The 15,081-nt window shown below is 46.6% G+C and carries 12 protein-coding genes; 4 read left to right on the top strand and 8 right to left on the bottom strand.

Going from position 1 to position 15,081, the window contains the following annotated elements:
* Positions 1 to 11: 11 nt before the first annotated feature.
* Complete coding sequence (locus tag KV201_RS16550; protein ID WP_226059942.1) at positions 12 to 953, top strand: LysR family transcriptional regulator; 942 nt, start codon at positions 12 to 14, stop codon at positions 951 to 953.
* On the opposite strand, the gene KV201_RS16545 is transcribed toward KV201_RS16550, so the two are convergent.
* Together KV201_RS16545 and KV201_RS16540 are read right to left on the bottom strand one after the other, a co-directional pair.
* Positions 937 to 1,818 (bottom strand): patatin family protein, encoded by an 882-nt coding sequence (locus tag KV201_RS16545; protein ID WP_226059941.1) that lies wholly within the window; start codon positions 1,816 to 1,818, stop codon positions 937 to 939. The two genes, KV201_RS16550 and KV201_RS16545, sit on opposite strands and share 17 nt — an antisense overlap.
* 77 nt (positions 1,819 to 1,895) lie before the next feature.
* Complete coding sequence (locus KV201_RS16540) at positions 1,896 to 2,909, bottom strand: LysR family transcriptional regulator (RefSeq protein WP_226059940.1); 1,014 nt, start codon at positions 2,907 to 2,909, stop codon at positions 1,896 to 1,898.
* A 124-nt stretch (positions 2,910 to 3,033) separates the two neighbouring features.
* Here KV201_RS16540 and KV201_RS16535 point away from each other — a divergent pair, with 124 nt between their 5' ends.
* Positions 3,034 to 5,034, top strand: coding sequence for a ligand-gated channel protein (locus tag KV201_RS16535; protein ID WP_126493108.1), 2,001 nt, complete (start codon positions 3,034 to 3,036; stop codon positions 5,032 to 5,034).
* Between the two features lie 84 nt (positions 5,035 to 5,118).
* Here the strand turns inward: KV201_RS16535 and KV201_RS16530 are convergent, their stop codons facing one another.
* Positions 5,119 to 5,367, bottom strand: a complete 249-nt coding sequence (locus KV201_RS16530) for a hypothetical protein (protein WP_012090508.1) — start codon at positions 5,365 to 5,367, stop codon at positions 5,119 to 5,121.
* A 145-nt stretch (positions 5,368 to 5,512) separates the two neighbouring features.
* Entirely contained in the window at positions 5,513 to 6,850 is a 1,338-nt protein-coding gene (locus tag KV201_RS16525; protein WP_006084542.1) for a coproporphyrinogen III oxidase family protein, read from the bottom strand.
* Between the two features lie 378 nt (positions 6,851 to 7,228).
* Here KV201_RS16525 and KV201_RS16520 point away from each other — a divergent pair, with 378 nt between their 5' ends.
* Complete coding sequence (locus KV201_RS16520) at positions 7,229 to 8,140, top strand: bile acid:sodium symporter family protein (RefSeq protein ID WP_226059939.1); 912 nt, start codon at positions 7,229 to 7,231, stop codon at positions 8,138 to 8,140.
* A 69-nt stretch (positions 8,141 to 8,209) separates the two neighbouring features.
* Here the strand turns inward: KV201_RS16520 and KV201_RS16515 are convergent, their stop codons facing one another.
* The 3 genes from KV201_RS16515 to KV201_RS16505 form a co-directional block, all read right to left on the bottom strand.
* Positions 8,210 to 9,601, bottom strand: coding sequence for a tetratricopeptide repeat protein (locus KV201_RS16515; RefSeq protein ID WP_226059938.1), 1,392 nt, complete (start codon positions 9,599 to 9,601; stop codon positions 8,210 to 8,212).
* A gap of 358 nt (positions 9,602 to 9,959) precedes the next feature.
* Entirely contained in the window at positions 9,960 to 10,850 is an 891-nt protein-coding gene (locus tag KV201_RS16510; RefSeq protein ID WP_226059937.1) for a hypothetical protein, read from the bottom strand.
* Between the two features lie 132 nt (positions 10,851 to 10,982).
* Positions 10,983 to 11,591, bottom strand: a complete 609-nt coding sequence (locus KV201_RS16505) for an esterase-like activity of phytase family protein (RefSeq protein WP_226059936.1) — start codon at positions 11,589 to 11,591, stop codon at positions 10,983 to 10,985.
* A 275-nt stretch (positions 11,592 to 11,866) separates the two neighbouring features.
* Here KV201_RS16505 and KV201_RS16500 point away from each other — a divergent pair, with 275 nt between their 5' ends.
* Positions 11,867 to 12,991, top strand: a complete 1,125-nt coding sequence (locus tag KV201_RS16500; protein ID WP_226059935.1) for a hypothetical protein — start codon at positions 11,867 to 11,869, stop codon at positions 12,989 to 12,991.
* 94 nt (positions 12,992 to 13,085) lie between these two features.
* Here the strand turns inward: KV201_RS16500 and KV201_RS16495 are convergent, their stop codons facing one another.
* Positions 13,086 to 14,669 carry a methyl-accepting chemotaxis protein gene (locus KV201_RS16495; RefSeq protein WP_012586478.1) on the bottom strand — a complete coding sequence of 528 codons (1,584 nt, stop codon included), beginning with the start codon at positions 14,667 to 14,669 and terminating at the stop codon, positions 13,086 to 13,088.
* Between the last annotated feature and the right edge of the window lie 412 nt (positions 14,670 to 15,081).

Genomic DNA, 15,081 nt, shown 5'->3' with positions numbered 1-15,081 from the left:
ATGAGGGATAGATGCTAAAACGTTTGGATCTGAATTTACTACCCGTACTTGAAATCCTGCTTGAGGAACAAAGTGTGACGGCCGCAGCGGCGCGTTTGCATTTGAGCCAGTCGGCGGTGAGTAAACAACTGACACGCCTGAGGGAAGTGTTTGATGATCCTCTGTTTGAGCGCACCGCCTACGGTTTAAAGCCGACGCCTAAGGCTTTGTCACTCGCGCCTGAATTGCGCCAATGTTTACAGCAATTGGCGCAATTTACGCGGCCCGACACCTTCGAGCCCGCCTTAAGTCAGCGGCAGTTTAGAATGCATTTGGTTGAAACCACATACTCGCTGACCTTCCCGCATTTTATGCCCTCGCTGCTCGCCCAAGCGCCCGGTGTGAGTCTCAATTGCCAAACGTGGCGTCTCGATACCATGGACAGATTACTGCGCTGCGACATCGACTTAGCCATAGGTTGCCGCGAGTGGGACGAGCGTTCGCCCATGCATGTGAGTCATATTCCCGATGACTTGTGCCATGTCGAGTTAGTGCAGGATTATCCTGTGTGCTTGATGCGTCGCGATCATCCCGCATTAACACAAGAATGGAATTTAGACACCTTCTTGAGTTATCGCCATCTGCAAGTGGCCTTTGGTGGTTTAGAGCATTGGTTGCTGGATGATGTGTTGCAACTTGAGGGCCGCCAGCGTGATATCGCCGTGAACATGACTGACTTTCAGAGTGCACTCACCCTGTGTGAACAGAGCGACTTGATCCTCTGCGCGCCGTCACGTTATGCATTTGCTGTGATGAAATCCTTCGATCTTCAGTCTTTACCATCGCCTATCAAGCTGATCCCCGGCGCGTATTTATTGATGTGGCATAAACACTTCGAGCACGACTTGAGCCATAAATGGCTGCGAGAACTGATCATCAGCCAAGTGCTGCAGTCGATTACGCCTCGGGTTTAGGCTCTTTTGGCGCCGCTAACCAAGCGGTTAGTGCTGGCAAGACTGTTTTCCCATCCGCTAGCCCTTGTTGATAGACGGCGGTCACTTTATCGATATTGCGATCGAGCCTGGATAAATTAAGTGGCTGCGCTGGGCGGATCACAAAGGCGTTATCAGCTGCAACTGCTTGGTCTAACTCGGTTAATGCTTGATTATAAACTCGGTGGCGCTCACTTAACGCATGGGCAACCGCGGGGTAGCGTTTGTAGGCTTTGCGGGCTAACCAATTCATTTTCATCGCGGATTTTTGGTAATGCTGATCTTGAGTCAAGATCACCACTTGGCGTGAGTAACCATCTTTGCGTGATTGTGCTAACGGTATCGGTTCGCCGATGCCGCCATCGAGGTAATGATGTTGGTTAATCACACTGGGTTTAGACATAAAAGGCAGGCTAGAGGAGGCGATGAGCACGTCGAGTAATTTATCGTGGTCATTAAAATCGTCCATACCAAAGTAATCGGTTTTCCCTGTATTGCAGTTAAAGGCGCCAACCTTAAATTCGGTATTACTATTTAAAAATGTATCAAAATCAAATGGCAGTAACTCATAGGCCATGCGGCGATAGGTAAAGTCAGTGTTGACATAGTTGCCTGTCGCCAGCCAGTGGCGCAGGCCCATATAGCGTTTGTCGTTGAGATATTGCTGCTGAATTTGAAGATTACGCCCAAATTGGCGGGACACATAGGACGCGGGATAAATGGCACCCGCTGATACCCCAATCACATAGTTGAAGTTGAGCGACTGCTGCAAAAACGCGTCTAACACACCTGCGGTATAAATGGCTCTGAGGCCGCCACCTTCCAACACTAAGGCCACATCTTTCATCGAGTTACATCTTTTTATCGGTTCATCCCAGCAGAATACCCCAGCTTAGCGCAGAAATGAATGCAGATAGGGCACGTTTAAGAAGCGTGGTCGACGTCGGTGTGATGGGACGCTTGCTTGGGCTTTATGGGTAAGATATTGGTTACGCTACCCTTTGTGCCGTCTTTTTGAACACACGGTTTAAAGTGATAGGCAGGGTTAAAATTCGCCTGACTAAAGTATTGGCTAAGCGTATTGAGCGCTTCTTTCACTTTCGCGGGCTGCTTATCCCGCGCTGAAGTGACGCTATAAACGCTGTAGGTATTGAGTGACCACTCGGGTAAGAGGGTGACAAGCTGGCCGCTTTCGAGATATTTGTGTACTTCAGGTTCGGGCAGGGCGGCAAACCCGAGACCATCGAGAGTGAGTTGGATTAATGCCTGCATATTGTTGACCGTAATGCGCTGGCTTGTCAGCTCGAAGCACTCTTGGCTGCGGGCATGGGTCAAGGTTTCACTGTTAGCGCAGGGGTGATTAATGCGATTAAAGACTGCTAATTCAGCTGGATGCTTAAAAATTTTGTGCATTGGCAAATAATCGGGTGAGGCGCACAGCAACATGCGCCAATCGGCTAAGTGGCGGGCAATTAAGTTGGAATCGGATAAAGGCCCGATGCAAATTGCCAGATCTATGCCCTCGTTGACTATATCTATTGGGCCATCCTGCAGCAGTAAATTCAAACTTATCTGCGGATGCGCCGCCAACAGGTAGTTAAAGGGCTCGCTCAATAGGCCGCCGCCAAAACCTATGGGCGCGGCAATCTTTAATTCCCCCGAAGGAATCCCTTTCAAGTTATTGAGTTTTTGCTCTGTGCTTTCGACTATCGCGATGACTTTTCGGCAATTTTCATAGAACAAGCTGCCCGCCTCTGTGAGGGTAAGATTGCGAGTATTGCGGTGGAATAGACTGATCCCCATATCCATTTCGAGCTTAGTCACTTGTTGACTCACAGCCGAGGAGCTGAGGTTTAACTGCTGCGCTGCGGCGCTCATTGAGCCCTTTTCTGCGATTGCCGCAAAAACGATCATGCCTTTGATCATGTTTTTATTCATTTTTAAGTAACTCTTACAAGTGAATACCTAAAGTCTAACTTGAGCTGATTGTAACATAGGGATACATTGCCGTATTGAAAATTGTTCTCATTTACAATTTGTGTCCAATGGAGACTTGTCGGTTATGTTGTTAAGTCGTAAGAAGTACCTCGCTCAAGTGATCACCGCTTTATGTTTGTTGCCCGCAGTGCCTGTGACAAATGCCCTTGCGGATACCGCGCCTGATAAAGAAAAGATGATGGAAAGAATCGTAGTGACCGCATCGGGATTTGAACAACAAATTCGCGACGCACCCGCATCTATTAGTGTGATCACCCGTGAGGATCTGGATAACCGCTTCTATCGCGACTTAACCGATGCCATGTTAGAAGTCCCCGGTGTGGTGATTACCGGCGGCGCTGACCGTCAGGACATCAGCCTGCGGGGCATGGGCAGCCAATACACGTTAATTTTAGTGGATGGTAAACGCCAATCTTCGCGCGAGACACGTACTAACAGCGACGGTCCAGGTGTTGAAGGCGCTTGGACTCCACCATTGGCGGCCATCGATAGAATTGAAATTGTTCGCGGGCCTATGTCATCACTTTATGGTTCGGATGCCATTGGCGGCGTGATCAACATTATCACCCGTAAAGTGCCGAATGAGTGGCAGGGTGAAGTGCGACTCGACACGACGTTGCAGGAAAAGTCGACCTCGGGGAATGTGTACCAGAGTAACTTTTTCGTCAACGGTGGTTTGATTAAAGATCTGCTGGGGATGCAACTGTACGGTCAATACACTCAGCGTGAAGAAGATAATATCTACGGCGGTTACCGTGGCCGTGATGCGACGAATCTGACCGCGCGTTTTGCGCTCACCCCCAATGAAAACCACGACATCATGCTCGAAGTTGGGATGTCAAACCAAGAACTCGACAGCAGCTTAGGCAAAACCGTTACACCGCTGGCGCCGGGCGAAGCCTGCGGTCGTCGCGGTTGTCCTCAATCTTCAACGACAGAATACGAAAACAGCACCATTTCGCTGTCACACACAGGGCGTTGGGACTTTGGTACCTCGGATTCTTATATCAAGCATGAGGTTTTCGATAACAAAACCCGCAAGATGAAGATCACTAACACGGATGTGCAATCTAGCCTGATCACCACCTTAGGCCAAAGCCATACGGCGACTTTTGGCGCGGCATTTAACCATCAAGATTTAACCGACGAAACCGGCAATCAGGTCAGCGACTTAACCGATATCAGTCGCAGACAATGGTCGGTATTTTCTGAGGATGAATGGCGCATAGTCGATAACTTTGCCCTGACCATGGGGCTGCGTTTGGATGACGATGAAAACTTTGGTCACCATGTCAGCCCGCGTGTTTACGGCGTGTGGGGATTAACCGACAGCACCACCTTAAAGGGCGGCGTGTCGACGGGCTTTAGGGCGCCGAGTTTGCGTCAGACAGTGCCCGATTGGGGACAAGTGAGCCGTGGCGGCAACATGTACGGTAATCCAGATTTACAACCCGAAACCTCAGTGAACTATGAGTTAGGTGTGTATTCGGATCTGACCGAGAGCATTACCGCCAGTGCGGGCGTGTTCTATAACGAGTTTAAAGACAAGATCACCCGCGTGGCCTGTCCTGCGACTCAATGTACCGATGGCCCCAATCAATTTGGTTCCGACCCAACCACTTACGTGAATATTGACGATGCTGTGACTCAAGGGATTGAGCTGAGTATCGACTATCGGATTCGCTCCAACCTGAGCTTAACGGGTAACTACACTTACACGGATTCAGAGCAAAAGACGGGTGCTTACAAAGGCAGCCCATTGAATCAATTGCCTAAGCATTTGATCCAAGCGTCGTTCAACTACGAGCCTATTGATAACTTAAGCACTTGGTTGAGAGTGAACTACCGTGGCGAAGAGAGCCAACCGACGACGGGACCGTCGTCGAGCAGTTTTATCGCACCTTCTTACACTCTGCTGGATTTAGGGGCTAACTATCAGTTGAACGATAGCCTGAAATTTAGCGCGGGCATTTACAACGCCTTCGATAAGGACATTACCCAAGAGGAATACGGTTATCTTGAAGATGGTCGCCGTTACTGGTTAGGTATGACCTACAGTTTTTAAGCCGATACCTTATTGCTAACATTTAAACGAAAGCCAGAGCATTGACTCTGGCTTTTTGTTAGTTGTATTCATCAATAGGAATGACTATTCGTTTGCTAGCGGGTGGGCGCGGGCAAGTTCGATGGCCGCACCTATTGCGTTTCGCGCTTGGGGACTGTTTTTCCAGCACGTGGTACGCAGCATGCTGGCGACTAAGTTCGCGATATCATCCACTTCGTGTTGTGCCAGTTGTTGTAGTGAACTGATACCAATTTCTTCGAAGCGCTTTATCACAGTGGGGCCAACGCCTTTGAGTGCCAATAAGGCATGTTTTTCTTGTTCATTAAAACCCATAACCCATACTCCTTTATGACTGGGATCGCGCTCAAGCTAGCATTAATACGATTGGTATAAGGCAAGACTACCTTTAAACCAAGTTAACAAAAAGGCCCTCGAAGGGCCTGTTTAGTCTTTATGAATCAACAATCACCCGTAAGTGTTACATATCACAGGGTTTGAGCGGTTTACGCAACTGGGCGCGCACGTTGTCCATGCCTGAATAAAACTCTTTCATCATCAAGAGACCCATCATCTTGCCGTTGTCGGTCACGATCAGATTGTCGGGATCCCTTGGGTCATTCTTGATCGCGCCAATTAACTTCATCGACGTCATTTCTTTAAACAAGGCGGTATCTAAATTGACGCCAAAGGTGTCGCGGAAATATTTACGTGATAAACGGCCGGAGAACATGCCCAGCAAAAAGCGGTATTGCATCACGTCTTTTTTGCTGTAGTTCTTTTGCTGCTCGACACCCATGTGACCGGCGGCAATGCGTTCTTGGTACTTGCGCAGCGAGAAAGTGTTTACATATAGGGTGTCATTCAAGAAGCTGAATGAGCCAGAACCTACGCCTAAATATTCGTCGTAGTCGATAACGTATTCGTCAAATCCTTCGTCATCGGTTTTACCAAATGCCCATGCAGACAATTGATTATATTGGCCATTCAGGCTGTTTAAGATCTGGCGATATTGGTTGGCCATATCCGCCTGCGGAGCCGCTAACTTGCCTTTTACACTCTTGCGAGTCTGGTGGGTGATCATCAGCGGATAAGTGGTAATTTGTCTTGGATCTAAACGCGATGCCATGTCGAGATCGTGTTGGATCACTTCATCGGTTTGGCCGCGGAAACCAAAAATCAGATCGACATTGATAATTGGGAACAGCTCTTTGGCGCCCATGATCTTGTCGAAAGTTTGTTGACCCGTACCGAACTTATCGAGTCGGTCAGTCATTTTTAAAATATCGTCATTAAAACTTTGCACGCCGATGGACATGCGATCCACTAGGCCTTTGAGTTGCTTAAAGCCAGGGCTATCTAAATGCTGCGGATCGGACTCGCAGGAGACTTCTTTAATGCTCGGGAATAGGGTTTTCGCGTGTTCGATAGTACGGGCTAATTCATCTTCTAATACTGTGGTGGTGCCGCCGCCAATGTACATAGATTCAAAGTCATAGCCGAGGGCTTTGACCATTTCCATCTCTTTACGCAATGAGATGAAATAGGCGCGTGCCTTGTCTTCCTTGAACATGAAACGGTGGAAGGTGCAGTAAGAACACAGGGTATGGCAGAAGGGGATATGCGCGTACAGCATATACTTTTTGCCTTCTACGGGCGCTGGCATCATTTCTGCGGAAAGGGTATCGAGGCGAAGATTCTTATCGACGTAGTACTGCATGACTCGTTCCATCGAGCCGAGCATCCAGTTAGGGACGGTAATATTCGCTTGATAAGGCGTTGCGATAGCGCCGCTGAGCGTTTGGATAACTGAAGACATAACGATTCCTATCTGTGAGTGCTAACCGTAAACACCGAAATTGCTTTAGGTAATTCACGACCACCTAGCGCAATAAGACTACATCGTATGTAATTGTTAAAACGTGAACTGGTTATAAGTTACGGTTTCCTAACAAGGAAATCACGGGCTTTTTGTTAAGCAGATCATGTTTTAGCGATCAAGAATGCATTTTTATCCTGCGCTTTGGGGCGGAATTCATTGTGAATTTGGGGAGTTAACTTAAGGTGTCAGTCGAAATGTGGAGATTAAAAAATCACCATTCTAGGCTTTATTGCTTGTGGATTAGCGCTTGTCTATCCGAGGCTCGACTGTCATCATCCGAGCGATAAAATAACCTCCTGATCTAAAGGGCTAGCTATGTTGGTAAACGTAAACCGCTTCTTCCCGCTGTTGGCACTTATAGGCGCTGTGACCGCTTATTTAATGCCGAGTTGGTTTACTGAGCTTAAATCCGCCATAGTGCCGCTGTTAGTGATCATCATGCTCTCTATGGGACTCACCTTAGATCTGCAGGATTTTGCTAATGCATTCAAACAAAAACGTGCCGTGCTGACTGGACTGATACTGCAATTTTCGGTCATGCCGCTCAGCGCATTATTGATCAGCCAGTTATTAGGATTAGATAGGGAACTCACCATAGGCATGGTGTTGGTGGGCAGTGTGGCAGGCGGCACCGCCTCAAGCGTGGTCTGTTATTTGGCAAAAGGTGACGTGGCTTTATCGATAACCATGACGGCATTGTCAACCTTAGCGGGCGTAGTATTAACGCCACTGATTATTAAGTTTTTGATTGGCGAAATGATCGATATTCCCTTCGCCGACATGCTACTGAGCTTAGTGAAAATCGTGCTATTCCCCGTTAGCGCAGGCGTGATCATCAATCATTTCTTTAAATCGCTGGTGGCCAAAGTCGCTCCCGCATTGCCGTTGATTTCTATTTTGGCAATAGTGATGGCGATTACCATTATCGTGGCATTAAATGCCAATCAGTTTGATAAAGTTGGCCCCATTATTTTGCTGGCAGTGTTCTTACATAATGGTTTTGGCCTCGCTTTAGGCTACTTCTGTTGCCGTTTATTAGGCTTTAACCATACCGTCTGCAAAACTATTTCCATCGAAGTCGGCCTACAAAACTCCGGCCTAGCTACCGCTTTGTGTATCAAGTTTTTTAGCCCTATTTCTGCCATCCCCAGCGCGATATTCTCGATATGGCATAACCTATCAGGCGCCATGTTAGCGGGATATTGGGCGAGGGAATCGCAAGATTAAGATGTTGCTGGCGAAAATAGACAATACCTGTGGCCTAGCAAGCGCGGCCACAGGGTTAAATTGCTGTGACTAATTAACCGGTAATGGGGTCTCGACGGGCATGAGTGTCAGCTGCAAGATATTTTCTTGCTGGCTTAATGCCAGTGGCAGGGTGTAGTTAGGAAAGCGCAATCCGAATACGGCACCTTGTTGTAACAAGCGATACAGCTGAACTGTCATGGCAATCGTTAAGCTGGCACAACCATGCTCGTCGACTCTGCCTTCAAGTGGTAAAGCGATTTTGTCGGCTAAGGTTAGATACGCCGCCATACGCCAGTGTGAGTTTTCTCCAATATTGTATGTGCTGCCATGCAATTGGTTGTAGCCTAAACCACAGGCCTGCAAGCTTAATTGGGTTTTGGCCGCTGTTGGCAGCGAAATAATCTGTTGCCGCTGCTGTGCCAGAAACGTGCCCCATGCCAACCGATTAATAACTGAGTCCAGTGAGATGGGAACATACTGATCTTGCTGTTTTAATGCATTAAAGCGGGCTATGCCCTGTTCCAATTTAGTGAGATCGTCTTCATATTCCAGTTGTGCCTTAAGCAGTTCATAAGCGGGAGCCTTCGCTTGTTCCATGCCCGCTAACGCCGCTTTCTCGTAGTATGCCAGTGCTTGCACTTTATCGGTTTCTGCGCCCAAACCGCGCTCTTCCATACTGCCTAAATGATAGTTAGCGATGGCAACTTGACGCTTAGCACCTTGTAAAAATGCGGCTTTCGCACTGCTGTAGTCATTTTCGTTCAACAGTAGGGCGCCGTAGTTTGTCCACGCCGTACCGTTATCTGCTGCCATACCCAATTCCAGCCACTTTATGGCTTGCTGGCGTAACTGCGGGAGGTCGAGACTTTCTCTTTCGCTGCCGACACTTTGCATCGCTATTAAGTAAGCGCGCAGATACTCGCGTGAGGCATTATCCAGATAGAGGTTGTCGGGTTGAAGTTCAAAGGCTTGCCCAAAGTAACTCCCCGCTCGCTGCGCCGCTGCGATTGCTTTCGTTAGATAGAACCTTGAGCTGGGATCTGCCGGACTGTGTGCTCGTCCTAGGTTATATAAGGTCGGTAGCTTAAGGCCCCGCGCCAGTGCTTCTTCTAACAAGGGGATAGCCTGCGTTTTTCGATCATTATCCAGCGCCATGCTGCCTAGGTTATGGCTGGCACGGGCCGAACCTAAGGCTCTGGCTTGTTCATAGTATTGGCTGGCGGTGGCATTGTCTTGCGTGACGCCACGGCCGAGATGGTAGGCTTTACCCAGTAGAAATAACGCATCAGCATTGTTTTCTGCGGCTTGCTGCTGCGCTTGTTGTAAGAAAGCATTGTATTGTTGTTGCTCAAATAACTGTTCCAGCGCGGATTTTTCCGCTGTTGCTGCAAAGCTTAGGGTCAGCAGTAATAGGAGAGTCGCAATCGTGAATATCTTCATAACATCCTTGTAGTTAAGCGGGTACTTGCAAGCGGTAGTGCTAGTGAAGTTGGCTAACATAGTGGCTTGTTATGCTACAAGCAAGTCTTGCTGTTTGCCACTGTGTTATGACTGGCGGATGAATTGCAGCGATAGCACTGCCGTGACTATTGTGTGGCATTGCCAGTTTGAAGGGGCTCCCAAATGGCGGCTGATGTTAACGGCATGGCAACGCGCTTTATACTGCGTTTAAGGCTTTCGACAGAGCACCACTATGCCTTCAAGCCTTCGCCTTGTCTAAAGCGCGTTGAATTCCCGCTTAATTAACAGATATTTAATGCGATTGGTATTAGTATTAACGACGCTGATTTGTGTGTCACTATTGACTGCAAAAATTGGGTGTTGCTGCATAGATAAAAGCAGTTTTAGTAAGTGAACTCGTTGAGTTCCATGCACTCATTTGCGCCATAGCGTCGAAAGCCAGCTTGGCTCTTTGCGCGACTTTGGCGGTGTAATTGCCATTGGGATCTTTATATTTAAAGGATACTTCGGCAATCACGGGTTGCTGCGAGGCACTTGGGGAGCTGGTGTACCACAGCGTGAGTTCGAGTGAGGCGTCTATGCTGCCTAAATCGATTTCACTGCCTTCAAACACATATTCATTAATCGTAAGGCCACCGACTTTGGCGAGTGTGAGATTGTTACTTAAACCGTAAGCGTCGGCAAAGCCTGAAAAGTGACTATTTACATCGGCCATATCATTTAAGGTGCGAGTGTTTGGCGTGGTGGTTGAATGGCTATACACGATGCGGATGCCATTATTGATATCTGGACTGATATCGGCTTCGAGTTTAGTGTCGGCTTGATTATCGGTCGAGCTGAGATCTTCAAAGTTAGCAATAAATCGATCAGGGCTGCGAAATTTAAGGGTTACTTCACTTTTGCCATCGCTCGTTCGGTTACGAAAGATATAACCTAATTGCTTTAACTGACAACTGGTTGGGGTGTCATAGAAGGCTACTTGACGTGTTTTGGTTAATGCCCAAGAGCCTGTGATATTACGACTGATAGCGTTGCTAATGACTTGTTTAGCATCCGTTAGATAGTTATTGGCGGTTGTACTTTGAGTGGCGTAATTAAAGTGGCTTGGGTCGAGCAGTAACTTATATTCCCTTGATGTTTCAACAGGATTGGCCTGTGCTGCACATGAAGCGAGCAGGGCACTTGAGGCTAACGTGAATGACATCATCGCCTGTGAAGCAGTTTTCATCGGTTAATCCTTAAGTGATGTGCTGATGCAAGGTGTTTTATGTTTTCGCGATAACGACTTCTATTACAACTTGAGTGCATCATGAGCCATCACTAAAGACAGTGATGACTCATGCGGTTGAATACTCAATGGTTATTTATCAGCCGATAAGGGCAAGTTGTCAACGATATACAAAGTGTTGCCGTCGATATCACTTTGCGCACTATCGAGATATTTCTGTTCTAAGGTGTTGTTATTACTCCAAGTGGCGAAGTCGTCGTCATTTAGCACACCCAAACGCTTATTATCAATGAGCCACAAACCTTCCATTTTGTCATGGGGATATTGTGTTTTGGCGGCCATATCAAGCACCAGTGATTTTGTCGCGGGTATGATGCCATTGGCTGCAAGTGCCTCCCAGCCATCGCTTAGCGCTACCTGTTCTAAGGTTTTACCTTTAAGGGTTAAACCTAACGCTGCATCTTGGGCGATATCAGCTTGTGCAGCGACGGTCTCGAGATCCGTCGCGCCGCTTATATCTATCTTGTATACATGCTTCATCACATCAGTGTCGATATTAAAAAACTTGCCATCACGTTCTAACACTAAAAATTGGCTGTTACTTAAGGCAACGATCGCTGAGTTAGAGTTCTGGGCAATTTCTTGCTGATACAAATATTGGCCAATAGCGCCGGTCGCCAAGTTGATAGTCACGATTCGAGTCAGGGTATTATTGTTAACACACTTATCGGGATTTATCATCCGAATTACAAGCACTCAGTAGCAAAACTGACAGGCACAAGCCTGAGGTGACGAGCACATTTTTCATCTTAATATATCCCGATTCTTAAAGTGATTAGCTAGGTAGTTGGCAGGTAATATAAAGTTAGGCTGTGAACTAAATGTGGCAAGTGTGCCGCTTAACGTATTGAGTACGAATATGGTGTGTGGGCGTTACATGGAAGCCGACGACGGCATCGTTGATTGGCTGTGTCCGCAGTTTTTTAGTGGTATTCAATATTTAAGGATGAATAAATATGAAATTCTTACCTGATGAATGGATAATAAAGCGGGTAATTATATATATTGTTATTGCATGTTCATTTACGGCGAGTGGCAATGAACTGCCTTTAAAAAGAGAAAATGTACTGCGCGTAGAGCATCCCAGCGCCATTCAATTTACAAGTGCCCTAATCCAATCTGGAACATCCAATACTTTAGTGTATGAATCTTGGAGTGGATATAAGATGGAAAAAGGTTGGTTGAGGTATACTCCTTTAAATTTTGATCATGGCGTGTTAGATAAAGGTGCATTAGTCAATATTTTACCTGAAAGTCCTTCTAATATAGTCTCGTCCGTGAGTTTAGTTAACTTTAATGGCGAAGATTGGTTGTATTATCTTGAGGCCCGCAGCTTTAAGTCTGAGGCTGATGTATTTCGAGCCAAATTGCGTAATGGGGTTTTAGTCGAAATAGAACCAGTATCATTAAAGGATGCGATTGCGCCATCAAGTAATATTAAATTTCATCGAGTTAGTCGCAACAGCGTTGCTATTGTGTATACCGCCAAAAAATGTTGCAGTCTTTATTTTGCACTAAGTAATGATGGCGTCAAATTTGATACCCCCTCAGCTATAGATAGTTCAGGTTTTATGCCTTATCTTTCATCTTTCTCCGGTGGTGATATTGTCTATTTTTTTCAAAAATCCTTCCGCATAAGTCAAACTCAGCCCAGCGGTAAACCTGTCTTTATCATTAAGACTCATTTTAGAATATCCAGTAATTTAGGGAATACTTGGACAGAGGCTATACCTATTAACTTGACTGATGCGGCAGTGCACGATGCTAAGGCTATTATCAGACCAGATGGCAATATTGATATTTATTATGTTTACCCCATTCAAGAAAATAGTGGATTATCCCTTTGGCGTCGATGTCTGAACCCTAATGGTCAATTAGGTGTTGAGGAGTTAGTGGTTGAGCCTAGTTTCGGCAATATTGCTAAGCCGACTCCCCATCGTCTTAATACTGGGGAATTACTCATTACCTTTGTCGAGCAAGGAAAAGTCGTATTAGAGGGTGATCATAACCTTCATGCGGCAATTATCTCCCGTGATGCTAGCTGTCATATTGGGCAAGGTGGGTCAATTCAGTTGCCGTGACTTGATACGTTCTTTGCAGTTAAATTGCGGCTCAGTAACTAAGTGAAACCCCTCGCGAGGGGTTTGTTTCGAGAGTGGATGAGTAAATATTAGCTTAAAGCTTAAAATGCGATACCACGCCGACGAGTTGTTCCTTCGTCGCGGCTAAAGCTGTAGCGCTGTTAAGTGTGGCTTTACCGCTTTGATTCAGTTCATCGACCATTTCACGAATGGTGGTCAGATTACGGTTTATTTCTTCGGTCACGGCGCTTTGCTCTTCGGCGGCGGTGGCGATTTGAGTGCTAAGCCCATTAATATCGAACACATAAGCGGTCAGGGTATCGAGGTTTTCCGTTACCAGAGTGGTTGTGTCAGCGGCTTGTTGGCAACTGTGTTTGGTTTGCTCCATTGCGGTCACGGCTGCATCGGCACCGCGGCGTAAACGTTCAAGCATCTGATTGATCTCGGATGTACTGGCTTGAGTACGAGCGGCCAATGTACGCACTTCATCGGCGACAACGGCAAAGCCTCGACCTTGTTCACCTGCACGGGCGGCTTCGATGGCCGCATTAAGCGCGAGCAGATTGGTCTGATCGGCAATCTCGCCTATTACATTTAAAATAGCGGCGATATGACGAGTGTTTTCGTTCATATCATTAATCGCATCGGCTGCTACATCGACTTTAGTCACCAAGGCAATCACAGTGTTGGCGGCTTGTTCAACGGCTTTCTTCGATTTATCAGCTTGTTCATTGGCTTGCTGAGTAAACTGGGCTGCAGACGCGGCATCACCAGCAACGTTATGGGCAGTCGCGCTCATTTCTGTCATGGCCGTTACGACTTGGTCGGTTTCGACTGCGTGAGTTTGTAGCGCACCACTATTAGTATTGGATTGCACATTCAGTTGGCCAATTTGGTCAGACATGTGATCTGAGGCTTGGGTAATATCTGAGATGATATGGCGTAGATTATCGATAACGCGATCGAGATCGGTGGCGAGTGAGCAGAGTTCGTTGTCACCCTTTATGTTTGTCTTATGTGTCAGGTCGCCATTGGCTAGGCGTTCCATTACCAGCTTAATGTCATTGACGATTCGGACTAAGCGTTTGCTCATAAAGAGCGCGCTGAGAAGTGAGGCGACGATGGCAAATAAGATCAGGCCTAGTAACAAGCTTTCTGCGATAGCAATCTTACTTCCTGCCTGAGTTCCTAACTCATGGTTACGGATAGTGATTAGTGAAACGAGTTGATTAATTTGATCGCTGACTTTAGGACCAAGTTCACGACGTTCCTCAGTTAATTCCGCTTCTGTGGCGGTGCGCTCAGCAAGCGTAACTTCTTGTCGGTAAAGACGGACATATTGCTCTATCTGTGGCTGTAAAGTCTGAATGTTACGCGCATTTTGGCCCATGAAATTGGTATCAAACTCAGAGAGTTTAGCGACTAGCTGGCCAATGTTCTGTTGATGTTCGGTAATGCCTTTCTCATTATGGACTAGCGTCGCTAAACGAATTTCAAAGAATTCAGCACGTATATTGGTAAAGGTTTCTGCCAGTTGGGTATTGTTGACTAAGCGACGGCTAGTTTCACCGAGATCGGTAAAGCTACGATAGGATGAGATACCTATGATGATGAGGAGAATACTCGCGATCACCGAGGGCAAAGCCGTCAGAGTGCTGGTTTTAGCATTATTAAACATAGTGACCTTAAGGATGTAAAACGGATAGAAGAGGTGATGTAATAAAATTACACAATATGGTCATTTTACAGCCTGAAATAAGAGGGTGCAAATTGATGGTTGTTTAAATTACGCCGTAAGGCATTGTTTATTAATACTTGTTTTCATATTGTTGCATGTAATCAAACGCTGGGTTGATTATATATTGAGTTGCAAAATAACGTTGAATTCTAACTTATTGTTTTTAATTTATAATTTGTCAAATCTCCTAAATTTTGAAACATAGAAACAACACAGGTATTGCCGCTTGTGAGCGACATCACAGATTGAGTAAATGTTTTAAAATGTATCAATATTGGCATGAAGAAAAACACCTCGACGCTGCGAGGTGTTTTTAGTTAAACCGACGGTTTCTTTTATGCGTTGAGACGAG

The sequence above is a fragment of the Shewanella sp. SR1 genome, assembly GCF_020447145.1.
GTDB lineage: Bacteria > Pseudomonadota > Gammaproteobacteria > Enterobacterales > Shewanellaceae > Shewanella > Shewanella baltica.
Note: the sequence above shows the minus strand (reverse complement) of the source record. Positions and strands in the feature narration are given on the sequence as shown.

Bases quoted from the DNA above. Each gene is read 5' to 3' on its own strand.
- KV201_RS16505 (WP_226059936.1), bottom strand. From the start codon at position 11,591: ATGATAAATCCCGATAAGTGTGTTAACAATAATACCCTGACTCGAATC.
- KV201_RS16495 (WP_012586478.1), bottom strand. From the start codon at position 14,669: ATGTTTAATAATGCTAAAACCAGCACTCTGACGGCTTTGCCCTCGGTG.
- KV201_RS16520 (WP_226059939.1), top strand. From the start codon at position 7,229: ATGTTGGTAAACGTAAACCGCTTCTTCCCGCTGTTGGCACTTATAGGC.
- KV201_RS16500 (WP_226059935.1), top strand. From the start codon at position 11,867: ATGAAATTCTTACCTGATGAATGGATAATAAAGCGGGTAATTATATAT.
- KV201_RS16515 (WP_226059938.1), bottom strand. From the start codon at position 9,601: ATGAAGATATTCACGATTGCGACTCTCCTATTACTGCTGACCCTAAGC.
- KV201_RS16510 (WP_226059937.1), bottom strand. From the start codon at position 10,850: ATGAAAACTGCTTCACAGGCGATGATGTCATTCACGTTAGCCTCAAGT.
- KV201_RS16535 (WP_126493108.1), top strand. From the start codon at position 3,034: ATGTTGTTAAGTCGTAAGAAGTACCTCGCTCAAGTGATCACCGCTTTA.
- KV201_RS16550 (WP_226059942.1), top strand. From the start codon at position 12: ATGCTAAAACGTTTGGATCTGAATTTACTACCCGTACTTGAAATCCTG.
- KV201_RS16525 (WP_006084542.1), bottom strand. From the start codon at position 6,850: ATGTCTTCAGTTATCCAAACGCTCAGCGGCGCTATCGCAACGCCTTAT.
- KV201_RS16545 (WP_226059941.1), bottom strand. From the start codon at position 1,818: ATGAAAGATGTGGCCTTAGTGTTGGAAGGTGGCGGCCTCAGAGCCATT.
- KV201_RS16530 (WP_012090508.1), bottom strand. From the start codon at position 5,367: ATGGGTTTTAATGAACAAGAAAAACATGCCTTATTGGCACTCAAAGGC.
- KV201_RS16540 (WP_226059940.1), bottom strand. From the start codon at position 2,909: ATGAATAAAAACATGATCAAAGGCATGATCGTTTTTGCGGCAATCGCA.